The organism is Streptomyces fungicidicus (genome assembly GCF_003665435.1).
Classification (GTDB): Bacteria; Actinomycetota; Actinomycetes; order Streptomycetales; family Streptomycetaceae; genus Streptomyces; species Streptomyces fungicidicus.
Genome location: NZ_CP023407.1, coordinates 4,990,021 through 5,013,894 on the forward strand (window position 1 = coordinate 4,990,021; position 23,874 = coordinate 5,013,894).

Sequence of the window (23,874 nt, forward strand, 5' to 3'; positions counted from 1 at the left end):
GCCCGCGTGGTCTTCGGCCCTACTCCGTGCGGAGGCCGTCCGGGCGCATCATGCGCAGCAGCGGCGGAAGGCTCAGCAGGGTGACCACCAGGACCACTCCCGCCCCGGTGCCGGTCATCCTGAGGACGCTGGGCCAGTCCACGCCGACCGGCGTGGAGGTCATCTTCAGCAGCACCGCGCCCAGGGTCACGCCCACCACGGAGGCCAGCAGCAGCCCCAGACCGATCGGGATCGCCGTCTGCCACAGCACCGACAGGCTCAGCGTGCGGCGCCGGGTGCCGAAGGCGACCAGGGCCGACAGCAGCTTGCGGCGCTCCCGCAGCTGTTCCAGCTGGGAGACCAGCAGACTCGCCCCGATCAGCGCGAGCACGGCCACCGCGCCGACGAACAGACCGGTGCGGATGGACTCGTAGCGGTCGGTCCGCTCGGTGGCGTACCAGGTCATCGGGTCGCTCAGCGGGTCGACCGCGTAGGCCGTGTTGCGCACGTACTCGCGGGCGTGCGGCACCGAGTCGTCCACCGCGATGTACAGCTGACCGGTGACCGCCTCGCCGGCGTCCGCGGGCATCGCGCCCGGGGTCATCAGGAAGCCGCCGCGCAGGGTGCCCGTCGGATCGGCGATGGAGTCGGCCTGCTTCAGCTTCTCCGGGACGGTGTAGACGACGTCGCGGCTCTCGCCCTCGTCGGAGGACGCCTCCAGGTACAGCTTCTGGCCCGGCTTGCCCAGGGAGGGGGTGTCCGTGTCGTACTCGCCGCCGCGGACCGCGAACACGTCGCCGTCCTCGCAGGAGGGCAGCTTCGCCATCTCGCGCAGGGTCGCGCAGTCGCCGACGGTCAGCTCCGCGGAGCGTTCGGGGTTCTCCTTCCAGGGCCGGTCCGAGAAGTATCCCTCGGACATCGCGTACACCTGGCGCACGCCCTTGGTCTCCTCGAACTCCGCGGCGACCACGCCGGCCGCCATGCCGTCCGGCACGCGCACCTGCATCTGCGCCCGCGACACGTCGTACCCGGTGCCCTTGGTGTAGGTGTCCTCGACGCCCGCGAAGAGCATCTGCAGCGCGATCGCGCCGGCCACCGCCACGGCGATGCCGTTGACCAGGCGTGCCGCCGCACCGCTGCTCAACTGCAGCCGCCGAACCGCGAGTTGCCAGGAGAGGCTGCCCGCGCCGAGCCGGGCGACGACGGTCTCCACGATCCACGGCAGCAGCGCGGTGACCCCGACGAGCAGACAGACGACACCGCCGGTGACCAGGTACTGGTTGAACTCGCCGTTCTCCCGGCCCTGGCCGATCATGGGCAGCAGCATGCCGATGCCGGCCAGCGGCAGCAGCAGCCGCCACCACAGCCGGCGGCGGGCGGGCCGCGCCGTGCGCACCACGCCCAGCGGCTCGATGACCACCCCGCGCAGCGCCAGCAGGGTCACCAGCACCGCGGCGGCGGGGACCGCCACCGCGACCAGCAGCGCCAGCAGCGGTGAGGGGTTCAGATAGCTGGGGAAGACGCTGATGCCGTACGCCTCGAAGGACGCCGCGAGTTCACGGCCCGCCAGGAAGAACCCGGTGCCGAAGACCAGGCCGAGCAGCGCTCCGGCGAGTGCCTCGCCCGCGGCGATCCGCCGGGTCATGCCGCCGTCGGAGCCGACCAGCCGCAGCGCCGCCAGCCTGCGGTCGCGCCGCTCGCCGCCGAACCGCACGGCCGCGGCGATGAACACGGCGACCGGCATCAGCAGCACCACGAAGACGACCAGGACCAGCAGCACCAGGACCGGGTCCGTCTCCTCCTCCGTGGGGTCGGGGTTGCCGAAGGATGTCAGGCGCACCGCGGGCGAGTCGCCGACCCGCTGCGCGAGGTTCTCGCCGCCCGCGTAGTAGGCGAATTCCTGCGAGCCGATCAGTCCCTGCTCGCCGATCGTCCCGACGATGTTGTAGGGCAGCCGCTCGCGCAGCAGCGCGCCGCTGTCGGAGTCGAGCAGTTCCCTGAGCGCGGGGGAGACCACCATGTCACCCGGCGCGGGGAACTCCCGGAGGCCCGGCGGCAGCGGGGCCTTGGGGCCCTCCTGCTCCACCACCCGTCCGCGGATGTCCCGGTCTTCGAACTCGGTGTCGGTCCGCGCGATGAGCAGGGTGTTGTCGGCCCTGCTCGTGATCTCCTTGCCGAAGGTGTAGTCGAGGCGCGCCTCCTCCCGCCGGTGCCGCTCCGCCAGCGCGCCCGGCAGCGCGGTGGTGAGCAGCAGCAGCGCCACCCCCAGTCCGACGCCGACGGCGGTGAGCAGCGCCCGGACCCAGCCCTCGCGCCCGCCGGCGAAGGCGTACCGGGAGCCCATGGCGAGGTCGCGCGCCCACTGACGGGCGCTCATACGACGCGCTCCATGTCCCGGGACTTCCCGTCCCGCACGACGATCTCGCGGTCGGAGTACGCCGCCACCCGCGCCTCGTGCGTGACCAGGACGACGGCGGCGTTGGAGGACCGGGCGGCCTCGGTGAGCAGCTCCATCACCCGCTCGCCGTTGAGGGAGTCCAGCGCGCCGGTCGGCTCGTCGGCGAACAGCACCCGCGGGCCGGTGACCAGCGCACGGGCCACGGCGACCCGCTGCCCCTGACCGCCGGAGACCTCGCCGGGCCGCTTCTTGCGGACGTCGCCGACCTCGAGGCGCTCCATCCAGGTGAGCGCGGCCCGCTCGGCCTCCTTGCGGGGCGTGCCGTTCAGCCGCATCGGCAGGGCGACGTTCTCCACGCAGGTGAGTTCCGGCACGAGCTGTCCGAACTGGAAGACGAAGCCGAACTCCGAGCGCCTGAGCGCGCTGCGCTCGGCGTCGCTCATGGCGGTCAGCTCGCGCCCGTTGTACGTGATCGAACCGGAGTCGGGGGTGACGATCCCGGCGAGGCAGTGCAGCAGGGTCGACTTGCCCGAGCCGGAGGGTCCCATGACCGCGACGACCTCGCCGGGGTGGATGGAGAAGCCGGCGCCGTCGAGCGCGGTGGTCGGGCCGTAGACCTTGCGCAGGTCCCGGGCGGTGAGCAGGGAGCCGGGGGGAGGGGTCGTGGTCATCGGGCCACCGCCTCACGGAGCTTGTCGAGACGCGCCGCGGTCAGCTCCAGCCAGCGCAGGTCGGCCTCGAGGTGGAAGAGGGCGTGGTCGCAGATGAGCTGGTCGGCGAGATCGCCCTTGCGCTTGCGGTCGGTGAGGATCCGCATGCCGCGCAGATGCTCCGAGCGCTGCGTGTCGAGGATGTCGGCGGCGTCGCGGCTGGTGAGCAGCGCCAGGACGACCTTGGTGTAGAGCGTCGACTGGAGGTACGGCTCGGGCTTCTCCGGTGTGGCGAGCCAGCGCTCGACATCGGTGATGCCGGCCTCGGTGATCGCGTACCGCTTCCGCTCGGGGCCGCCGCCGGCCTCGATGCCGTCGACTTCGACGAGCCCGTTCTTCAGCAGCCGGGACATCGTCGAGTAGACCTGGCCGTAGTGCAGCGGCCGGTCGTGACCGAACTTCTCGTCGAAGGCCCGCTTCAGGTCGTAACCGTGACGCGGGCCGGACTCCAGGAGTCCCAGGAGGGTGTGACCGATGGACATGCGGAGCACTCTACACACCGTGTATACGCACTATGTATACGCGGGGTGTGTAGAGGGTGGCGGCGGGTGCGGACGCCCTGGTGGGAGCCCGATGTCACGTTTCTGTCACCGGGGTTGGGGGCAGCCTGGGCCTCTTCCGGGGCGGGCCGTCAGGCCGGCGGCGGACCGGAGGCCGAGCCGCCGGGGGGCCGTCCCCGGCGGGGGAGGGGCCCGGTGTCGCCCGGCAGCCGCCCCGCCTCCGCGAGGGCCCGCCGCAACAGGAACTCGATCTGGGCGTTGGCGGAGCGCAGCTCGTCGTTCGCCCAGCGCGCCAGCGCCTCGTACACCGACGGGTCGAGCCGCAGCAGCACCTGCTTGCGCTGCGGCCGACCCTGAGGGGCCGGGCCCCCGGACGGAGTCGTCACTGGTAGAGCGTCCCGGTGTTGAGGACCGGCTGCGCCGAGCGGTCCCCGCACAGCACCACCATCAGGTTGGACACCATCGCCGCCTTGCGCTCGGGGTCCAGCTCCACGATGCCCTGCTCCGCGATCCGGGTGAGCGCCGACTCGACCATGCCCACGGCGCCCTCGACGATCTGCTGCCGCGCCGCCACCACCGCGCCGGCCTGCTGCCGCTGGAGCATCGCCGAGGCGATCTCGGGGGCGTAGGCGAGGTGCGTGAAGCGGGACTCGATGATCTGCACGCCGGCCGCCTCCACGCGCGCGTGCAGCTCGACGGCGAGCTTCTCGGTGATCTCCTCGGCGTTGCCGCGCAGCGAGAGGCCGTCCTCGTCGTGCGCGTCGTAGGGGTACTCGATGGCGATGTGCCGCACGGCCGCCTCGGTCTGGGTGGAGACGAACTCGATGTAGTCGTCCACCTCGAAGGTGGCCTGGGCGGTGTCCTCCACCCGCCACACCACGACGGCGGCCAGCTCGATCGGGTTGCCGTAGGCGTCGTTGACCTTGAGGACGGCCGTCTCGTGGTTGCGCACCCGCGTCGAGATCTTGGTGCGCGAGGTGAAGGGGTTCACCCAGCGCAGGCCGTCCTGCCGGATCGTGCCCCGGTAGCGGCCGAAGAGCTGCACCACCCGCGCCTCGCCCGGCGCCACCATGTTCAGCCCGCACATCGCGAGGAAGGCGGCGAGGCCGACCAGGACGCCGACGACGATCAGTACGGCCTTGGCGCCGGTCCCCGTCACCGCCGTGGCGGTGACGATCAGCGCCGTGCCGATGAGCAGTCCGGTCAGTCCGAGCAGCAGGGCCAGCCCGCCGCCGATGCTGTGCGCCGCGACTTCCCGCACCCGCGGTGCCGGCATCTCGGGCACATCGGCCTTGACCTGCGCGTCTTGTGTGGACATGAGTGATCCCCCGTTCCTCGGGCGCCGCCTACGAGCTAGCGCCTGCCTAGCTAAGTGATATCAGATTACCTCACCCCGGCAACCATGCACCGCGTTCGAACGTCGGTTCCGGTGGAACGGGTGCTGATTGTCACGCCCGTAAAGGCCGGATCGGCGGACCTTTGTCATAGCCCACGGTGTTAGCTTGCTGAGCTGACCCGAACGGCGAACCGGTGGGGCTGCCGAGCACACACGAACGAAGCGGAGCGGAACGGACGCATGGGACGAGCGGAAGAAAGACGCGCACGACAGCGCGGTGGGCGCCGTGCGGCACCCAAGGGTCGCCGCTCGTCGGGCGCGGACGGCCGCAGCGGCATACGCCGCCTCTTCACCTGGAAGAAGATCCTCGGCACGTTCTTCGGCCTCTGCCTGCTCGGCATGGGCGCCTTCATCGTGCTGTACATGGTGATCGACATCCCCGAGGGGAACGCCGACGCCGAGCTGCAGAGCAACGTGTACAAGTACAGCGACGGCAGCATCATGGCCCGCACCGGCGACCGCAACCGTGAGATCGTCGACCTGGCCAAGGTGCCCAAGGACGTCCAGCGCACCTTCGTCGCCGCCGAGAACAAGTCGTTCTACAAGGACTCCGGCGTCGACATCAAGGGCACCGCGCGCGGTGTGCTCAACACGCTCTCCGGCAAGGGCGCGCAGGGCGGTTCCACGATCACCCAGCAGTACGTCAAGAACTACTACCTGACCCAGGACCAGACCGTCAGCCGCAAGCTGAAGGAACTGGTCATCTCCCTGAAGCTGGACCGGGAGAAGTCCAAGGACTACATCCTCGCCGGCTACATCAACACGAGCTACTACGGCCGCGGCGCCTACGGCATCCAGGCCGCCGCGCAGGCCTACTACCGAGTCGACGCCGAGGACCTGGACGTCGAGCAGGGCGCGTACCTCGCGGCGCTGCTCCAGGCGCCGAACCAGTACGACTGGGCGATCGCCAGCGACACCGGCAAGCGGCTCGTCCAGCAGCGCTGGAACTACGTCCTGGACAACATGGTCGAGCAGAAGTGGCTGGACCGCTCCGACCGGCAGGACATGACGTTCCCCGAGCCCGAGGAGCCCAAGGCCGCTCCCGGGATGGAGGGCCAGACCGGGTACCTGGTCGAGGCGGCCAACACCGCCCTCGAGCGGCAGCTCGTCGCCCAGGGGATCGCCGAGGACATGAAGCAGGCGGACGCCCTGCTCGACCTCGGCGGCTACACCGTCACCCTCAACATCGACAAGAAGAAGCAGAAGGCGCTGGAGGCGGCGGTCAAGGCCGAACTCACCAGCAAGCTCGACCCCGACAAGCGCAAGGTCGACGCCGACGTCCAGGCGGGCGCCGTCTCCGTGAACCCCAAGAACGGCGCGGTCGTCGCGATGTACGGCGGCGTGAACTACGTGGAGCACTTCACCAACAACGCCACCCGTGACGACTACCAGCCCGCCTCCACCTTCAAGCCGCTGATCCTGGCCGCCGCGGTGGACCAGGACGCCGAGACCCAGGACGGCGTGCCGATCACGGCGAACACGCTGTACGACGGCACGAGCAGGCGCCCCGTGATGGACGGCGACCGCAAGGTCGGCTTCGCGCCCCCCAACGAGGACGACGTCGACTACGGCGACATCGACGTCCAGGAGGCGATGAACAAGTCCGTCAACTCGGTCTTCGCGCAGATGGGCATCGACGTCGGCATGCCCGAGGTGGTGAAGGCCGCGGGCGCGCTCGGCATGGAGACCGAGGGCATGGAGCCGGTGCCCGCGCAGACCCTGGGCAGTATGGGCGCCAGCCCGCTGGAGATGGCGGGCGTCTACGCCACCCTCGACAACCACGGCAAGAAGGTCACCCCGGCCGTGGTGAAGTCGGTCGAGCACAAGGACCGCGTGATCGAGTTCCCCGAGGCCGTCGGCGAGCAGGTCATCAGCCGCGAGGCCGCCGACACGGTGACCTCCGTGCTCACCGGCGTGGTCGACGACGGTACGGCCAGGCAGTCCGTGCGGGAGAACCCGCTGCGGGGCGGCCAGCAGGTGGCCGGCAAGACCGGTACCTCCGACAACAACAAGTCGGCCTGGTTCACCGGCTTCACCCCCGAACTGGTCACCTCCGTCGGCCTGTTCGGAGAGGACCCGAAGAACCACAACCAGGTCCCGATGTACCGGGCCGGCGGCGTCGACTACCGCGTCAACGGCGGTGGCTTCCCCGCCGAGATCTGGGCCGCGTACACCTTCGGCGTCATGGACGAGGTCACCGAGTTCGACCTCGACACCAAGCAGGGCGCCGCGGTGAAGCCGAGCGAGACGCCGTCGGCCTCGCAGTCGCCGTCCGAGACGCCGAGCGAGGAGCCGACCACCGAGGCTCCGACCACCGAGGAACCGTCCGAGACCCCGTCCCAGACGCCGACGTCCGAGCCGCCCAGCCAGACGCCGACGTCGGAGCCGCCGACGAAGACGCCCTCCCTGCCGTCGACGCCCGGTCTCCCGGGCGACCCGGACGACCCGGTGAACGACGAGGAGCAGTAGCCGCGGGAACACCCGAGGGGCGCCCGGTGACCACACCGGGCGCCCCTCGTCGTCGTCAGCCGCGGTTCAGCTCGAACCACACCACCTTGCCCGTGCTCAGCCGGGTCGCGCCCCAGCGCCGGGCCAGCCGGTTCACCAGGTACAGCCCGCGCCCGCCCTCGTCCGTGGCCCGCGCCTGCCGCAGCCGCGGCAGCTGCGGCACGTCGTCACCGACCTCGCAGCGCAGCACGTCGGTGCGCAGCAGCCGCAGCGTGACCGGCCGCGTGGCGTACCGCACGGCGTTCGTCACCACCTCGCTGACCAGCAGCTCCACCGAGTCGCTCAGCTCCTCCAGACCCCAGCGGGACAGCGCCCGCCGGGCCAGCCGGCGGGCCCGGCCGGGGGCCGCGTCCTCCGGCTCCAGGAACCAGTACGCCACGTCGCTCGGCGCGATCCCGTCGAAGCGGGCGGCGAGCAGCGCGATGTCGTCGTCCCGGTCGCCCGGACCGAGCATGTCCAGCACCTCGTCGCAGAGCGCCTCGAGGGGCGGCGGATGATCGGGCCCGGTCAGCTGCGCGGTCGCGGCGAGCTTCTCCCGCAGCTGCTCGATGCCGGTCCACACGTCCCGCAGCCGGGACTCCACCAGGCCGTCGGTGTACAGCAGCAGGGTCGCCCCGGCGGGCGCGTCCAGCTCCACGGCCTCGAAGTCCACCCCGCCCACGCCGATCGGCGCGCCCGCGGGCACCCGCAGCACCTCGGCCCGCCCGCCCAGCTCCAGCAGGATGGGCGGCGGATGACCGGCGTTGGCGATGGTGATCCGGTGCGATACCGGGTCGTACACCGCGTAGAGGCAGGTCGCCATGCGGTCCACGCCGAGCCGCTGCGCCTGCTCGTCGAGGTGGTGCAGCACCTCCTGCGGCGGCAGGTCCAGCCCGGCCAGGGTCTGCGCGGTGGTGCGCAGCTGGCCCATGATCGCCGCGGAGGTCATGGAGTGCCCCATGACGTCGCCGACGACCAGCGCGACCCGGCTGCCGGGCAGCGGGATGGCGTCGTACCAGTCGCCGCCCACCCGCGCGGTCTCCGCGGCCGGCAGATAGCGGGACGCCAGCCGTACGCCGGTGCAGCGCGGCAGGTTCTCCGGCAGCATGGTCCGCTGCAGCTCGTCCGCGATGTACGCCTCCCGCCCGTACAGCACCGCCTTGTCGATGCCGAGGGCGCTGTGCGTGGCGAGCTGCGCGGCGACGAGCAGGTCGTCGGCCTCGAACGGGATGCGCTCCGGGCGGCGCAGGAACAGCGCCGCGCCGATCACCCGGCGCCGGCCGCGCAGCGGCGCGAGAATCGCCCGCTGACCGTCCGGCACGACCGACGCGCCCTCCTCGCCGAGGAGTTCGGGCAGCGCGGCGCGGGCCGCGGGCGCGTCCGTGAACACCGGGCGCACCCCGCGCAGCACCTCGGCCAGCGCGCTGCCGGGCCGTACGGTGCACAGCTCCGCGCCGACCGAGTCCAGCTCGTTCGGCTCCGGCGGGGCGACCGGCAGGAAGCCGCCCTCGGTGTCCCGCTCGGCCGGGATCCGGTCGGTGCGGCGCAGCCGCAGCACCAGCGGGCCGGTGGGCCGCTCGTCGCCCACCGGCAGCGGGTCGCGCAGATACACCAGGATCGCGTCGGAGAAGGTGGGCACGGTGGCCCGGCACAGCCCCATCACGATCTCGTCCAGGTCGATGCCGCGGGCGATCCGCCGGGTCGCGGCGCCGACGAACCGCAGCCGGTCCCCGTCCCGCCGCATCGGCGTGGGCCGCCCGGGCGTGGTGACCTGCCCGGTGCGCCGCTCCGCGCCGTCGGGACCCACGGCGGGCTGCACCGGGATGCCCTCGGGCGCGGGCCGCGGCCGGTGCGCGTCCGGCTCCGCGGCCGGCCCGGCACCCGGCTGGGAGTGCTCGGAGACGGGTCCTGCCGCCGGGTCCTGGCCGGCGCCGCCGGGCGTCACCGTGTCCGGCGGGGCGGACCCGGGCGCGGGCGGCTCACCGGAGCGGCTCTGTACGGGTAAAGCGGCTCCGGTGCCCGGCACCCGCGCCGGTGGCGGGGCACCCAGGAGCGCCCCGCGGGGATCCGCGGGGTCCACGCCCGGCTGGGGGCGTTCGAAGGAGGTCGGCTGCTCCGTCACGCGTGTCGAGTCCATCCGTCCGGCGCACGCCGTGCGCGCGGTTCGTCCCGCCGGAACTCCGATACCCGGAATACGTGCCCCCGGAACGGATTTCCCGCGTGGTCAGAGGTTGTTCCTGTGCCGCCGGCCCGCCGTCGACGGCCGGTACCGGTGTTTCCGTACCCCTCGCTCACGTCCTGCCGCCCCTCGCTGACGATCGGTCAAGCCCTGTGCGCGCTCCGGCTGGTTGTTTCCCGCGCCCTTGCGGAGGACGATCCTACGTTTCCCGCCCCGGGGCGCAGCAAGAGTCTCACGTGGACACATGCGCGGGAGTGCGGTCCCAGTCCCGTGGAAGTGACGGTACCGTCCACGAGGGATCCGGGCGCCAGTTCTCCCACCCGTCCGCGAACGGCGGCCCCCAGGCCTCGATCGCGGCCACCGCGGCCCGGCCCGCCTCCCGCACCCTCCCGGCCAGCGCGGGGCCCATCAGGCCGTCCCGCTGGGCCTGGGCGAACTCGTCCTCGTCCCGCCAGTGCCAGCCGCGGTCGGGGTGCACGGAGATGTCCAGGAAGTGGTCCTCGGAGTCCACCCCGCCCGCCCAGCGGGCCATCGGCTCCTCCAGGTTCACGTACCAGTTCTTGAACCGCCAGCCCGGGTCCCAGAACAGCCACACCGACCAGGGCTCGCCCGGCCGGACCAGCTTCAGCACACCGGTGCCGAACCAGCGGTCGCGCTGCACCGTGCGCGGCCTGGTGTACCGGGTGCCGAGCGGCTCCTGGTGCACGGGCGTGCCGTCGGCGAGGACCGGCTTCACGCACTCGGTGCCGGGCGCCATCCACACGGCCAGCAGTTCGGCGTCGTCGCGCACGACCGTGACGGGGCGCGCGATGTGGATGCGCGCGCCGCCGTTCTCCCGGTACCGCCAGAGGATCTGTGTGCCGGGCGCCCAGAATTCCGCCGCCGTGCCGCCCGCTTCCGTTCGTGTCACCGCTCCGTCCTCCGCCATGCGCAGATTTTAGGTGCCTCGGGCATACGACGCTGCGGCGGCCGTCACGGTTCACGCTTCCGGCGACGTCGTCGCGGAAGGTTTTACGGGCGCGTCATCCGCAGGACGTCCAGGGCCTCGTCGAGCTGTCCGACGGTGAGGTCGCCGCGCTCGACGTAGCCGCTCTCCAGCACCACCTGACGGATCGTCTTCCGCTCCGCCAGGGACCTCTTGGCGACCTTGGCGGCCTCCTCGTAGCCGATGTACTTGTTGAGCGGGGTGACCACGGACGGCGAGGACTCGGCGTACTCCCGGGCCCGTTCGCGGTGCGCGGTGATGCCGTCCACCGTGCGGTCGGCGAAGAGCCGGGAGACGTTGGCGAGCAGCCGGACCGACTCCAGGACGTTCTTCGCCAGGACCGGCAGCATGACGTTGAGCTCGAAGTTGCCGGCGGCGCCTGCCGCGGCGACGGTCGCGTCGTTCCCCGTGACCTGTGCGCAGACCATCAGCACGGCCTCCGGGATCACCGGGTTGACCTTGCCGGGCATGATCGAGGAGCCGGGCTGGAGGTCGGGGAGGCTGATCTCGGCGAGCCCGGTGCGCGGTCCGGACGCCATCCACCGCACATCGTTGGCGATCTTCGTCAGCCCGACGGCGACGGTGCGCAGCTGTCCGCTGGTCTCCACGACGCCGTCCCGGGCGCCCTGCGCCTCGAAGTGGTTCCGTGCCTCGGTCAGCGGCAGCCCGGTGGCGCGGGCGACCTCCTCGATGACGGCGGCGGAGAAGCCCGGCGGGGTGTTGATGCCGGTGCCGACGGCGGTCCCGCCCAGCGGCAGCTCGGCGAGGCGCGGCAGGGAGGCGTTCAGCCGCTCGATGCCGTACCGCACCTGGGCCGCGTATCCGCCGAACTCCTGGCCCAGGGTGACCGGTGTGGCGTCCATGAGGTGGGTGCGCCCGGACTTCACCACGTCGGCGAACTCCTCCGCCTTGCGCTCCAGGGCGGCGGCGAGGTGGTCGAGGGCCGGGATCAGGTCGCGGGTGACCGCGGCCGTGGCGGCGATGTGCAGTGACGACGGGAAGACGTCGTTGGACGACTGCGAGGCGTTGACGTGGTCGTTGGGGTGCACGTCCCGTCCCAGCCGCTCGGTGGCGAGCGTGGCGAGGACCTCGTTGGTGTTCATGTTGGACGAGGTGCCGGAACCGGTCTGGAACACGTCGACCGGGAAGTGCTCGTCCCACCGGCCCTCGGCGACCTCGGCGGCCGCCTCCTGGATGGCCTCGGCGATGTCCTCGTCCAGCACGCCCAGCCGGGCGTTCACCTTGGCGGCGGCGCCCTTGATGCGGGCGAGCGCCTCGATGTGGGCGCGTTCCAGGCGCTGTCCGGAGACCGGGAAGTTCTCCACGGCGCGCTGGGTCTGGGCGCGCCACTTGGCGTCGGCGGGGACCTTCACCTCCCCCATGGAGTCGTGCTCGATGCGGTGGCGCCGGTCGTCGTCCGTGGTCGTCATCGTCGTACCTCCCAGGAGTCACAGCAGCGGTCCCCGGCGAGCCTATTCCCCGGACGGGCTCCGCCCCGCCGCATGATGTGCGCGGCGGGGCGGAGTACCCGTGGGGGGGAAGGATCACCCGTTCTGCAGGGTCACGTCGTCCAGGAGGAAGCCGGTCTGCAGGCTGTAGTCCTCGGTGGCGGTGAAGGTCAGGGTCACCGTCTGTCCGGCGTACGCCGACAGGCTCACCGAGCGCTGCACGTAGCCGCTGCCGGCGTTGGCGTTGGACAGGGTGGCCAGCGTGGTGGAGCCGGCCTTGACGGTGAACCGGTCGTACGCGGTCGAGCCGGTCTCCGAGGTGTCGATGTACAGCCAGTAGTTCAGCGAGGCCTGGGTGCACCCGGCGGGGACGGTCACCGTCTGGCTGAGCGACTCGGTGCCGGTGGTCCCGTTGCCCCCGAGCCAGGCGAACCGGGTCCCGCTGTGCGCCGGGCGGCCCGAGTGGGCGCCGATGGCCGCGGTGGTCCCGGTCCACGGCGAGGTGCCGCTCTCGAACCCGCCGTTGGCCACCGCTCCGGTGAGGTCGCAGGAGGTCCCGGTGCCGCTGTCCACGGCACGCTGCCAGAGGGTGTACGCGATGCCGTCGGACGCGCGGTCGAGCCCGGTGGTGTTGATGTTGGTGAGGGTGTCGCAGGAGCGGTGGTAGCAGGGGTCGTAGGCGGACCCGGAGGTCCCGCCCCACTTGGCGGCCTGCGCGGAGGTCTTGCGGGCGCTGGCGCCCATCGCGTAGCCGGAGGTGGGGATGCCGTACTGCTCGAAGGGGTAGTCGTCGCTGCGCCCCGCGCCCTCGGTGTTCTCCTCGGGCTGGAGTCCGAGCGAGTCCCAGTACGCCTTCATCGGCGCGGCGGCCGAGGAGGTGATGTGGTTGATGAAGTAGCCGCCGTTGGTGGAGGCGATCATGTCGAAGTTGTAGTACGACTTGATCCTGCCGCGCTCGGTCGAGGACAGCGAACGCACGTAGAAGTCGGACCCGTTGAGGCCCTGCTCCTCGTCGGTCCACCAGGCGAACCGGACCCGGTTGCGCAGGGTGGGGTTCTGCTGGGCGAGCGTCAGGGCGTTCTCGAGCAGGGCGGCCGAGCCGGAGCCGTTGTCGTTCATGCCGGGGCCCGCCGAGACGCTGTCCAGGTGGGCGCCGAACATGTACACGTTGTTGGCGTCGCCCTGCGGCCACTCGGCGATCAGGTTGGGGCCGGCGCCGCTGGTGCAGCCGGAGGTGCAGGGCTGCTCGGTGACGGTGTAGCCGGCGGCCTGCAGCTTCCCCTTCACATAGGCGACGGAGTCGCGGTAACCCTGGCCGGTGGAGCGGCGGTTGCCGCCGTTCCGGCCGGCGATGGCGCTGAACTCGTTGAGGTGCGCCTTCACCTTGTTCACGTCGACGTCGGGCGCGGCGGCGGCGGTGACCGCTGCGGGTGCGGAGTCGGTGGCGGCGGCGGGGAGTGTGCCGCAGCCGAGCACGACAGCGAGCGAGACGCCCGCGACGGCGAGTCTTCGTTTCACCTTGTCTCCTCCGGGAGGTGGCCGTGGGGTGGGCCACGCAGGGTTGACATGGCATGGGCATGTCGGAGTGGCGAGAAGACTCACAGCGGAGCACGGCGCGAGTCAACGGAAACGGCGTCCGCACGAACAGGTTGTCCAAAAATGGAACACCCGGTTCGCTATGCGGACGCCGGAGGGCGTGCGGCGCCGCGGCCCGGGCGGCGTCGCCCGGACCACGGCACGGCGGGGGCGCCGTCAGACGGAGGGATAGTCGATGTTGACCACCTGTTCCGCCCGGAACCCGGTGCGCCGCGGATCGGAGCCGGGCGGCGCGAGCATCAGCCGGGCGGACAGCGGCTTCGCCCACCGGGCCGACAGCGCCGCCATGTCCCGGATGATGGCGGCCACCTCGTGCTCCGGGGTCGAGCCGGGCAGCGGCACGGTGTCCAGTCCGGCGCCGCACACCGAGGAGTACGCGAGGACCGAGTCGGCGTGCAGACGCCCCTCCTGCCAGGCACGGGCAAGTACCCGGTCCTCCAGCACCGGCAGCATCAGCCCCGCGTAGCCGACCACGGGCCGCACGGCCGACCGGATGCCGGCGGTGACCGCGGCACAGGTGGCGACCGTGCCGGGGGAGCCGAAGCGGATGCCGCCCGCCAGCTCCAGGAACTCCGCGATGCCGGCGTCGGGCGCGCAGGCCGGCGACGGGTCGAAACCGTGGAACAGCAGCCCGCGCTCCCCGCAGGCGGACTCCAGCACCTTCCCGACCGGCGCCAGCTCGTCGCGCAGGCACTCCCGGGTCAGCCGCGTCGCCGCCGCGAGCCCCTCCGGACGCGCCTCCCGCACGCGGGCCAGCAGCGGGCCCGCCGACTGCAGCGCGGCGCTCACGCCCGCGGGGCCGCCGTCGCCGTACGAGCCGGGGAACAGCGGGGCGTTCGGACCGAGGTTCGCGACCGCCGCGAAGCGGAAGTTGGCGTCGACGTCACGGCGGGCCAGCTCGCCCACCACGGACGCGGCGAAGCCGACGGCGTGATCGTCCACCTCGGCGCCCTCGGCGACGACCACGGACAGGAACAGCGACGGGTGCCCGGCCAGCACGTCCGCCACGTCGGACGGCTCGAGCCCGGCCGGCGCCGGGGGCCGCAGCGCGGCCAGGGAGGCGCTGCCCACGCCCGACCGGTCGCAGCCCGCGACGAGGCCCGCGGCCCGCTCCCGCAGCAGATCGGCGTGGACCGGCGCGTCGAGCGCCGGAGCGGAGAGCCGGACCGTCTGCACCTCGCGTCCGGCGCGGACCAGTTCCCCGGCGGCCTCCACCACCCGGTCGCCGTACCCGGCGACGGCACCCGCGTCGACGGTCCCCCGCGCGAACACGGCGTCGGGCAGGCAAAGCGTCACGGCACGGACGGGAGCGGCGGGCGGCGCGGCGGTCATGACAGCACCGCCGGCAGCTCGTTCAGGCCCCAGGTGAAGTTCGAGCCGTTGTAGCGGGGCGGCCCCGTCAGCTCGATGGACCCGACCATGCCGCGCAACGCCCGCAGATACGCCGTGATCTCCAGCCGCGCCAGCCGGCTCCCCAGGCACACATGGCGTCCCGCACCGAAGCTCACGTGCCGGTTGCCGGTCCGCCCGACGTCGAACACGTCCGGGTCGTCGAACACCTCCGGGTCGCGGTTGGCCGAGCCGATCCAGGTCACCACGCGCTCGCCGGGCGCGATCTCGGCGTCGCCGACCCGCAGCGCCTCGGTCGCGGTCCGCATCACGTGCATGCCCGGCACCGACCAGCGCAGTGCCTCCTCGGTGGCGTCGGCCGGGTCGACCTCGCCCCGGGCGATCCGCAGCCACTGGTCCGGGTGCTCGGCGAGCTGGTGGGTGAGCGACGCCAGCGTGTACCGGGTCGTCTCGTTGCCGCCGGCCAGGATCCCGGCGAAGTTGAAGACCAGTTCCTCGTCGGTCGGCCCGGCGCCCTCGCCGGCCCTGCGGGTGAGCCCGCCGACGAACCCGTTCGCGCCGGTGTCACGGTTCTCCCGCACCAGGTCGTAGAAGTACTTGAAGATCTCGCTGTTCGCGGTGATCCGGGTGACCTCCGACGGCGACTCGAACGCCTCGGTCGTCTTCTTCCCGATCCACTCCCAGTCCCCGCGGGGCAGCTCCATGATCGCGCAGATGACATCGGTCGGGATGCGGGCGAGGTGACCGATCAGATCGGGCACCGGTTCCCGTACGGCCGCGGCGACCACGTCACCGACGACCTTCTCCACATGCGTCTCGGCCGCGGCCAGCACCTCGTGGGAGAACGGCCGGCTGAGCACCCGCTTCATCCGGGTGTGGTCGGGCGGGTCCGCGACGATCAGCATCTTGTTGGCGACGGCCCGGACGGCGCGTTCCGTGGAGCCGAGCCGCATGCCCTTCGTCGAGCTCATCCGCGTGCTGTCCCGGTGCACGGACACCGTGTCGCGGTACCGGGTGACGCTCCAGAAGCCGTCCGGCTCGCCGGCGGGGTGCTGCCAGGACACCGGGTCGTGCTCCCGGTACCAGGCGAAGACGTCGTAGAAGCCGGTCCCCTCGAACAGGCCGGGCGCGAACAGGTCCGGCGGCTGCCGCGTCATCCGCGCACCTCCGCGAGGGCCCCGGCCGTCTCCGCGACGCCGGACAGCGCCGCGGCCAGGACGTCCGGGTCCAGGAACGCGTGGTGGTCGGCGTCCAGTTCGCGATGCCCCCGGTACCGCCGCGACCTGTCGCGCCAGCCGGACATCTGCGCGGCGGTGACGACGGTGTCCCGGCTACCCGAGACCGACAGCAGCGCGGTGTCCGCCAGCGGCTCGGCCGGGACGGCGTACCCGGCCATCAGGCGCAGGTCGGCGCGGAGCGCCGTGACGGCGTAGGAGGCCGGGCCGGACTCCCGGACGGCCGGGTGCAGCAGGGCCGTCAGCTCCTCGGGGGGCGGATCCGCCGCGGGGAACGCGGCCCAGTGCTCGGGCGACCGGGCGGCCGCCACCACCAGCGCGCGCGGCGCCGCTCCCACTGCTTCGAGCGCCCTGGCCACCTCGTAGGCGACCACGGCGCCGAGGCTGACGCCGAGCAGCACCAGCGGCCGGCCGGGCGCCGGGTCGCGCAGTGCGGCGGCGACGCACGCGACCACCTCGGAGAGGCCGCGGGCCGGCGGGTCGGCCAGCCGGTCCTCGCGCCCCGGCAGCTGCACCCCCCTCAGCTCGAGGCCGGGCGGCAGCGCCGCGGCGCCCGCCCGCAGCCGCAGGCACCCGGCGCCCGCCGGAGGGAAGACGACGACGGTGGCGGCGGCGCTCCCGGCGTCCGCCACGGTGAAGGAACGCAGCCAGCTCATGCCGCCCTCGTCTCCTCGATCCGGTCGGCCAGCGCCCGTGGGGTCCGGGCGATCAGCACGTCGGGGATCGAGACGGCGGTGCCGAGCCGCTCCTCCAGCCGGGCGGCCAGCTGGGCCGCGAGCAGGGAGTGCCCGCCGGCGTCGAAGAAGTCGGCGTCCTCGGTGACGCGGACTCCGAACACGCCGCTCCAGGCGTCGAGGACATGGTCGAGGACGTGGTCCCCGCCGGTCGCCGGGGCGTCGTCCGCGGCGGCGGACAGCGCCGCCTCGCCGAGCGCGGCCACCTCGTGGCGCGCCACCTTCCCGGTGTGCTCGAGCGGCACATGGGTGACGCGGTGGATCAGCGCGGGGCACACCTGGCGGGGCAGCCGGGCCGCGAACGCCGCGGTGAGCCGCTCCCTCAGGGCGTCGTCCAGCGGGGTGCCGGGCGCGGTGCGGACACCGACCGCCAGGGTGGGTGGATCGCCCCGCAGATAGGCCACCGCCTGGGCGACGCCGGGCACCTCACCGGCGATGCTCTCGACCTCCTCGAGCTCCACCCGGAACCCGCCGGTCTTCACCTGGGTGTCGGCCCGGCCGAGATAGCCGAGCTGTCCGTCCTCGCGCCGGGTGACGAGGTCTCCGGTGCGGAAGTGCCGGACGCCGTCCCGCTCGACGAACCGGTCCGCGCCCGGGGCGGTGTCGCCGACGTATCCGAGCGCGACGCCCGCGCCGCCGATCAGCAGCTCGCCGGCGACCCCGGGGGGCACCTCGTTCAGTTCGGCGTCGACGACCGCCACCGTGCAGCCGGACAGCGGGCGGCCTATCGTGCGGGGGTCCTCCCCCCGGGCGGTGTCGGCCAGGGTCGCGGCGATGGTGGCCTCGGTCGGCCCGTACACGTTCACGACCCGCTCGGCGGACTCCCGCAGCCGGGCGGCGAGGGAGTCGGGGCAGCGCTCTCCCGCCACCACGGCGACCTCGGCCCGTGGCAGGTGGCCGAGCGTGGCGTACAGCGAGGGGGTCATGCAGAGGTTGTCGATCTCCTGCACCGCCAGGGCGGCGCCGAGGTCGCCGAGCGAGGCGTCGAGCGCGACACAGGTGACGCCGTTGACGAAGGGCGTGAGGACCGACCACAGCCAGCCGTCGAAGCCGGGGGAGACCACCGAGGCGGCCCGGCTGCCCGGCCGGTACTCCAGGGACTCGGCGTTGGCCAGGAAGTTGTCCAGGGAGGCGAAGCCGACGCGCACGCCCTTCGGGCGGCCCGTGGTGCCCGAGGTGTAGACGACGTACGCCTCCGTCGCCCGCTCGTCCGGCGCCCAGGGGCCGGTGCCCGCGGGCCGGTCGGCCGCCGCCTCCGAGCCGGCGGTCGCGATCACCGGCAGACCGAGGCGCCCGGCGTCCGGCTCCGACGACACGAGCGCCACGCATCCCGCGTCCCGTGTCGTCCAGCGCAGCCGGTCCACCGGATGCCGCTCGTCGAGCAGCACCGCCGACGCGCCGCGGGCCCAGACCGCCAGCAGGCCGCTGAGCGCGTAGCACGACCGGCCCGCCATGACGGCGACCCGGTCACCCGCTCCCACGCCGGCCCTTTCGAGCCGGCCGGCCAGACCCGCCGTCGAGGCGGCGATCTCCCGCCAGGTCAGCCCGCGGCCGTCGACACCGACCGAGCCGGTCCGGTCGGGTCGCTCCCCGGCCCACCGTTCCAGCGCCCTCCGGGCGCGCGGAACATGTGCGAGGGCGGGAATCGCCGGGTCCCTGGACACAGCGGTACTGCTCACTCGATCTCCCCCTTTGTCCGCCGGGGAGCCCCTGGGCCGTTCGCCGAGGAGCCCCCTGGCCTCACGATTGCGCGGGCCGCCCCGTCAGTCCGGTTTGACGGCCCACAGGATGACGTTCGTGCCGAAGAACTTCTTGCGCCAGCCGATGTCCTGGAAGCCGATCTCGCGCAGTACGCCGGCGACGCGCTCCGGCGAGGCGAAGGCGAGGGTGCTGGACTCGAGATAGCTGTAGGAACTCCGGTCGCGGGCCACGATCTGCCCGAGCAGCGGCACGATGACGCGGACGCCCCACGTCACGACCGGCTTCACCAGCCCGCTGGGCGGGCAGGTCTCGAGGACCACCAGGCGGCCGCCCGGCTTGAGCACCCGGTGCTGTTCGCGCAGCACCCCCTCCAGGTCCTGGACGTTCCTGAGCAGGTAGCCCTCGGTGACCGCGTCGAAGGAGCCGTCCCCGAAGGGCAGCCGGGTCGCGTCCGCCTGCAGCCAGCGCACCGCGCCGGCCCCGGGCTTGGTCCGCGCGCGGCGCAGCATCTCGCCGGAGAAGTCCGCACCCGTGACGGCGGTCGCGGGGTACTTCCGGGCGGCCTGCAGGGCGATCGCGCCCGTGCCCGTGGCCAGGTCGAGAAGGTGTCCGCCCCGGCCCGGCGCGGCGCGCGCGGCCACCTCGCGGCACCAGCTCCCGTGACGGCCCAGCGTCATGACGGAGTTCATCCGGTCGTAGTAACCGGCGATCTTCTCGAAGATGCCGTGGACTTCGGAGCGTTTTTCCTGGGGTTGGCGGTCAAGCGTCACTTCGCTGAATCCCTTCGCCGGCGGCGGGCACGGTCGCATCGGTCCGGTCGAGATGGCGACTCGCTCTGGAGTCCATTCCGAACACGTCCGACCCGGCCATGACCACGACGGCGAGCAGCCCGATCAGCGCCGAGCCCGGCGTCGGCCGCAATCCGAGGAGCAGAAGGCCGAGGAAGACGACGGACACATACATGTCCCGCTGCCCGACCAGGTTGTACTGGAGGGGTGTACGGGCCCGGACCATTGCGGCCATGTTAGCCACGGCCGGAACGCCCACGAGGGCGGCCACGAGCAGGCGGTCGGGCAGGTCGCCGACGAGGACCAGCACCGGGAACGCGACGTAGACCAGGGTGGTCGCCGTCGCGGCCGCCCAGGCGGCCGAGTGCTGCGAGGACATGAGCGCCGGGATCGTCCGCAGCCCGGCCGCCTTGTCGCCCGCGTAGTCGGGGACGTTCTTCATGATGCCCTTGGCGAAGTACCAGCAGAACAGGAAGAGCCCGATGAGGAGCGGCTGGTAGGAGTCGTACCGGGGTATCTCCCCCCACGAGTCGCCGAGCAGCGCGCCCGCGATGTACGGCTCCGTGACCGCCATCGAGAAGACCGCCATGCCGACGACCGGGCGGCCCTTCAGCCGCCACCGGGGCGAGGAGTACCCGAGCACCAGGAAGACGCTGAACACCCAGAGCAGGCTCTGGGCGAGGGAGATCACGAGCGACAGCACCAGCATCAGGGCCAGGCCCGCGTACACGGTCCTCCGCAGCAGCCCGACGCCGGCGGTCTCCACCAGCGTCAGACGGCCCGGCACGTTCTTCCCGTCCTCCACCAGGTCGGTCACGGCGTTGTGGGCGTTGGCGGCCAGCGGGGCGGCGATGTGGATGAGGACGCCGAGCAGCACCACGGCGTCGAAGGGATGCCCGGCCACGGCCGCTCCCACGCAGTAGGAGAGCGGGCTGACGAGCAGCGTCCGGGGTCGCACCAGTTCGACGGTCGCGTGGAAACGTGCCATGCGGCGCATGGGTCGGCCTCTTTCGTGAAGTCGCGCGCTTGCAGAAGACATCCGCCCCGGTGGCGGTCAGAGCCGGGTGAGGGTCAGCCCGAATCCGTCGCGGGGCCGCAGGGTGATGAGCGCCTTCGGCTCCGGACCCGCGGAGTCCCGCGGGGAGATCTCGAACCTGTCGACGACGTCCGCCAGCAGCAGGCCCATCTCCATCAGGGCGAACCCCTTCCCGATGCACATGTGGCCACCGGCGCCGAAGGGGAGGTAGGAGCCCTTCTCGGGGGTGCCGTGCGCGAACCGTTCCGGAAGGAACGAGTCGGGCCGTTCCCAGACCGCCGGATCCCGGTGGACGGCGGCGACGTTGAGCATCACCAGCGCCCCCTCGGGGACCTCGGCGGAGCCGAGGGAGGTGTCCCGCTTGGCCTGGCGCGGAATGGTCGGGGACGGCGGGAAGAGGCGCATGCTCTCGTACATCACGCTCTCGAGGAGCGTGCCGCGCAGCGCCTCCCCGTCGCCGGACGCGCGCACTTCCCGGCGGACGGCGTCCTGCACCTCGGGGTAGCACGCCAGCAGATAGAGGGTCCAGGTCAGCGCGCTCGCCGTGGTCTCGAACCCGGCCAGGATCGTGGTCAGCACCTCGTCCCGGACGGCGGCGTCGGTCAGCGGTTCCCCGGCTTCGCCGACCCGGGCTTCCAGCAGGAGGTCCAGCAGGTCGCCGTGGTGCCGGCCGGACGCGCGCCGTTCCCCGACGATGCCGTGCACCAGGGTGTCGAGGCTGCGCAGGGTGGCGGCGAAGCGGCGGTTGCGCCGGGTGGGGACGCCGACGGGCAGGGCGACCGGCTTGCGGATGCGGCGTTCGACGAAGTCGAGCAGGAACGCGGCCGTCTCCGGGTTGACCGTGCCGGACACGCTGTCGCCGGACCGGCTGAACATGCACCGCGACACGGTGTCCAGGGTGAAGGCCAGCATCTCCTCGTAGACGCTCAGCCGCGTGCGGTCCCGGCCGGCCCACCGCGCCGTGTGCTCGGCGACGACCTCGGCCGTCGTCCTGCGCATGGCGGCCACACCGGCGCGGCTGTACACGGGCTGCAGGGCGCGCCGCCGGCGCAGCCAGTCGTCGTGGTCGGGATTGCTCACCAGTCCGTCCCCGAGCACCAGCCGCAGCGGGTTCTTGTGGTCCGGCTTGCCGAAGGTGCGGATGTCGGAGAGCACGGCGTCCGCCTGGGCGCTGCGGTGCACGAACACCATGTGCCGGGAGCCGGCGTCGACGTGCGAGACCTCGGCGCCGGAGGACGCCGCGTACTGGATGGCGTTCAGCAGGTCCGCCCGCAGCCGGAGGAGGTCCCCCACGACCGGGACGCGCACACGGGGCGCCCTCGGCGCCGCGAGGACGCCGCTGTCGTGCCGTAACTCCCTGGTCGGCAACGTGCCGCCGGCGCATCCCGCCATTCCCCGTCGTCCCCTCGTCGGCCGGCCCGTCGAGCGACGTGCCGGTGGCGTACGTGTGCCGGGTGCGACGGACGGACCGCTTCCACCGTGGAGTCCACCGTGAAGCAGGCATGCCAAAAAGCCCCGACAGCGGACAGTCTTACGCCGATCGGGCCCCGGAGCGGGAAAAATGACAGGAAGTGGCCACGCAGGCCGTCGGGCGGTACGCGGGAAACCCCCGGCGCCGGGGGCTTCCCGCGTACCGCCCGCGCGGGGTCAGGCCAGGCCGGGGCCGCGCACCGGGATGCTGGTGAACGTCGGCTGCTGCGGCGAGGGGTCCTGGAAGAAGTCGTTCCCCTTGTCGTCCACCACGACGAACGCCGGGAAGTCCTCCACCTCGATCTTCCAGACCGCCTCCATGCCGAGCTCCTCGTACTCGACGACCTCGACCTTCTTGATGCAGTCCTGGGCGAGCCGCGCCGCGGGCCCGCCGATCGAGCCGAGGTAGAACCCGCCGTGCGCGTCACAGGCGGCCGTGACCTGCTTGCTGCGGTTGCCCTTGGCGAGCATCACCCGCGACCCGCCGGCCGCCTGGAACTGCTCCACGTAGGAGTCCATCCGCCCGGCCGTCGTCGGCCCGAACGACCCCGACGCGTACCCCTCGGGCGTCTTCGCCGGACCGGCGTAGTACACCGGGTGGTCCTTCAGGTACTGCGGCATCTCCTCGCCCGCGTCCAGCCGCTCCTTGATCTTGGCGTGCGCGATGTCGCGCGCCACGACCAGCGGACCGGTCAGGGACAGCCGGGTCTTGACCGGGTACTTGGTCAGCTCGGCCAGGATGTCGTCCATCGGCTGGTTGAGGTCGATCCGGACGACGTCGCCCTCCGACTCCAGCTGCTCGTCGGTCGTCTCCGGCAGGAACCGCGCCGGGTCGGTCTCCAGCTGCTCCAGGAACACGCCCTCGGCGGTGATCTTCGCGACCGCCTGCCGGTCCGCCGAGCACGACACGGCGATCGCGACCGGGCACGACGCCCCGTGCCGCGGCAGCCGCACCACGCGCACGTCGTGGCAGAAGTACTTGCCCCCGAACTGCGCGCCGATCCCGATCTTCTGCGTCAGCTCGAAGACCTTCTCCTCCAGGTCCTTGTCCCGGAAGCCGTGCCCGAGCGGGGACCCCTCGGAGGGGATCTCGTCCAGGTAGTGCGCGGAGGCGTACTTCGCGGTCTTCAGCGCGTACTCGGCGGACGTGCCGCCGACCACGATCGCCAGGTGGTACGGCGGACAGGCGGCCGTGCCCAGCGAGCGGATCTTCTCCTCCAGGAACTTCATCATGGAGGACTCGTTCAGGACGGCCTTGGTCTCCTGGTACAGGAAGCTCTTGTTGGCGGAGCCGCCGCCCTTGGCCATGAACAGGAACTTGTACGCGCCGCCGTCCGTCGCGTACAGCTCGATCTGCGCCGGGAGGTTGGAGCCGGTGTTCTTCTCCTCCCACATGGTGAGCGGAGCCATCTGCGAGTAGCGCAGGTTCAGGTTCTGGTAGGCGTCGTAGATGCCCCGGCTCAGGGCCTCCTCGTCGCCGCCCGCCGTCAGCACGTTCTGGCCGCGCTTGCCCATGACGATCGCCGTGCCGGTGTCCTGGCACATCGGCAGCACGCCGGCCGCCGCGATGTTCGCGTTCTTCAGCAGGTCGAGCGCCACGAACTTGTCGTTGCCCGAGGCCTCGGGGTCGTCGATGATCCGGCGCAGCTGCGCCAGGTGCGCGGGACGCAGGTAGTGCTGGATGTCGTGGACGGCCTCCTCGGCGAGCTTGCGCAGCGCCTCCGGCTCCACCTTGAGGAACGTCCGGCCGTCGGCCTCGAAGGTGGAGACACCCTCGGAGGTCACCAGCCGGTAGGGGGTGGTGTCCTCTCCCATGGGGAGCAGATCGGCGTACTCGAACTCAGGCATCTCGCCCATTCCTCACTCGACGGAAGACCGCCCG

General features: G+C 72.4%; 18 protein-coding genes. 1 reads left to right on the top strand and 17 read right to left on the bottom strand.

The genetic code is table 11. The features are described 5' to 3' along the window. Window positions 1-19 precede the first annotated feature (19 nt). The 5 genes from CNQ36_RS22945 to CNQ36_RS22965 all read right to left on the bottom strand — a co-directional run bounded on the left by CNQ36_RS22945 (window position 20) and on the right by CNQ36_RS22965 (window position 4,905). A complete protein-coding gene (locus CNQ36_RS22945; protein ID WP_121547374.1) occupies window positions 20-2,356 on the bottom strand; it encodes an ABC transporter permease in 2,337 nt (778 codons plus the stop codon). After that, on the bottom strand, window positions 2,353-3,048 hold the full coding sequence (locus CNQ36_RS22950; RefSeq protein WP_121547375.1) for an ABC transporter ATP-binding protein: 696 nt from the start codon (window positions 3,046-3,048) through the stop codon (window positions 2,353-2,355). Before CNQ36_RS22950 ends, CNQ36_RS22945 begins: the two co-directional genes overlap by 4 nt. Next, complete coding sequence (locus tag CNQ36_RS22955; RefSeq protein WP_004926339.1) at window positions 3,045-3,569, bottom strand: PadR family transcriptional regulator; 525 nt, start codon at window positions 3,567-3,569, stop codon at window positions 3,045-3,047. Before CNQ36_RS22955 ends, CNQ36_RS22950 begins: the two co-directional genes overlap by 4 nt. Window positions 3,570-3,718: 149 nt before the next feature. Continuing rightward, window positions 3,719-3,973, bottom strand: a complete 255-nt coding sequence (locus CNQ36_RS22960) for a type II toxin-antitoxin system antitoxin (protein WP_228313048.1) — start codon at window positions 3,971-3,973, stop codon at window positions 3,719-3,721. Next, window positions 3,970-4,905 (bottom strand): SPFH domain-containing protein, encoded by a 936-nt coding sequence (locus tag CNQ36_RS22965; protein WP_004926336.1) that lies wholly within the window; start codon window positions 4,903-4,905, stop codon window positions 3,970-3,972. Before CNQ36_RS22965 ends, CNQ36_RS22960 begins: the two co-directional genes overlap by 4 nt. Window positions 4,906-5,163: 258 nt before the next feature. Here CNQ36_RS22965 and CNQ36_RS22970 point away from each other — a divergent pair, with 258 nt between their 5' ends. After that, window positions 5,164-7,452, top strand: coding sequence for a transglycosylase domain-containing protein (locus tag CNQ36_RS22970; protein WP_121547377.1), 2,289 nt, complete (start codon window positions 5,164-5,166; stop codon window positions 7,450-7,452). A gap of 55 nt (window positions 7,453-7,507) precedes the next feature. On the opposite strand, the gene CNQ36_RS22975 is transcribed toward CNQ36_RS22970, so the two are convergent. From CNQ36_RS22975 to CNQ36_RS23030, 12 genes are all read right to left on the bottom strand, one after another. Next, a complete protein-coding gene (locus tag CNQ36_RS22975) occupies window positions 7,508-9,607 on the bottom strand; it encodes an ATP-binding SpoIIE family protein phosphatase (RefSeq protein ID WP_163013344.1) in 2,100 nt (699 codons plus the stop codon). 274 nt (window positions 9,608-9,881) lie between these two features. Then, entirely contained in the window at window positions 9,882-10,577 is a 696-nt protein-coding gene (gene fomD / locus CNQ36_RS22980) for a cytidylyl-2-hydroxypropylphosphonate hydrolase (RefSeq protein ID WP_121547378.1), read from the bottom strand. Window positions 10,578-10,660: 83 nt separating this feature from the next. Next, window positions 10,661-12,064: a class II fumarate hydratase gene (locus CNQ36_RS22985; protein WP_004926328.1), complete on the bottom strand. Its 1,404-nt coding sequence runs from the start codon at window positions 12,062-12,064 to the stop codon at window positions 10,661-10,663. A 114-nt stretch (window positions 12,065-12,178) separates the two neighbouring features. Beyond that, window positions 12,179-13,600, bottom strand: a complete 1,422-nt coding sequence (locus CNQ36_RS22990; protein ID WP_121547379.1) for a M28 family peptidase — start codon at window positions 13,598-13,600, stop codon at window positions 12,179-12,181. A 234-nt stretch (window positions 13,601-13,834) separates the two neighbouring features. Further along, on the bottom strand, window positions 13,835-14,974 hold the full coding sequence (locus CNQ36_RS22995; protein WP_163013345.1) for a DUF711 family protein: 1,140 nt from the start codon (window positions 14,972-14,974) through the stop codon (window positions 13,835-13,837). A 32-nt stretch (window positions 14,975-15,006) separates the two neighbouring features. Continuing rightward, window positions 15,007-16,185 carry a cytochrome P450 gene (locus CNQ36_RS23000; RefSeq protein ID WP_121547381.1) on the bottom strand — a complete coding sequence of 393 codons (1,179 nt, stop codon included), beginning with the start codon at window positions 16,183-16,185 and terminating at the stop codon, window positions 15,007-15,009. After that, window positions 16,182-16,919: a thioesterase II family protein gene (locus CNQ36_RS23005; RefSeq protein WP_121547382.1), complete on the bottom strand. Its 738-nt coding sequence runs from the start codon at window positions 16,917-16,919 to the stop codon at window positions 16,182-16,184. The genes CNQ36_RS23000 and CNQ36_RS23005 overlap by 4 nt, the downstream gene beginning before the upstream one ends. Beyond that, window positions 16,916-18,676, bottom strand: a complete 1,761-nt coding sequence (locus CNQ36_RS23010; RefSeq protein ID WP_121547383.1) for a non-ribosomal peptide synthetase — start codon at window positions 18,674-18,676, stop codon at window positions 16,916-16,918. The genes CNQ36_RS23005 and CNQ36_RS23010 overlap by 4 nt, the downstream gene beginning before the upstream one ends. Before the next feature lie 84 nt (window positions 18,677-18,760). Further along, window positions 18,761-19,468 (bottom strand): ubiquinone/menaquinone biosynthesis methyltransferase, encoded by a 708-nt coding sequence (locus CNQ36_RS23015; RefSeq protein WP_121547384.1) that lies wholly within the window; start codon window positions 19,466-19,468, stop codon window positions 18,761-18,763. Next, window positions 19,458-20,474: a UbiA family prenyltransferase gene (locus tag CNQ36_RS23020; protein WP_163013346.1), complete on the bottom strand. Its 1,017-nt coding sequence runs from the start codon at window positions 20,472-20,474 to the stop codon at window positions 19,458-19,460. Before CNQ36_RS23020 ends, CNQ36_RS23015 begins: the two co-directional genes overlap by 11 nt. 66 nt (window positions 20,475-20,540) lie before the next feature. Then, a complete protein-coding gene (locus CNQ36_RS23025) occupies window positions 20,541-21,914 on the bottom strand; it encodes a cytochrome P450 (protein WP_121547386.1) in 1,374 nt (457 codons plus the stop codon). A gap of 255 nt (window positions 21,915-22,169) precedes the next feature. Continuing rightward, entirely contained in the window at window positions 22,170-23,840 is a 1,671-nt protein-coding gene (locus tag CNQ36_RS23030) for a fumarate hydratase (protein ID WP_163013348.1), read from the bottom strand. Between the last annotated feature and the right edge of the window lie 34 nt (window positions 23,841-23,874).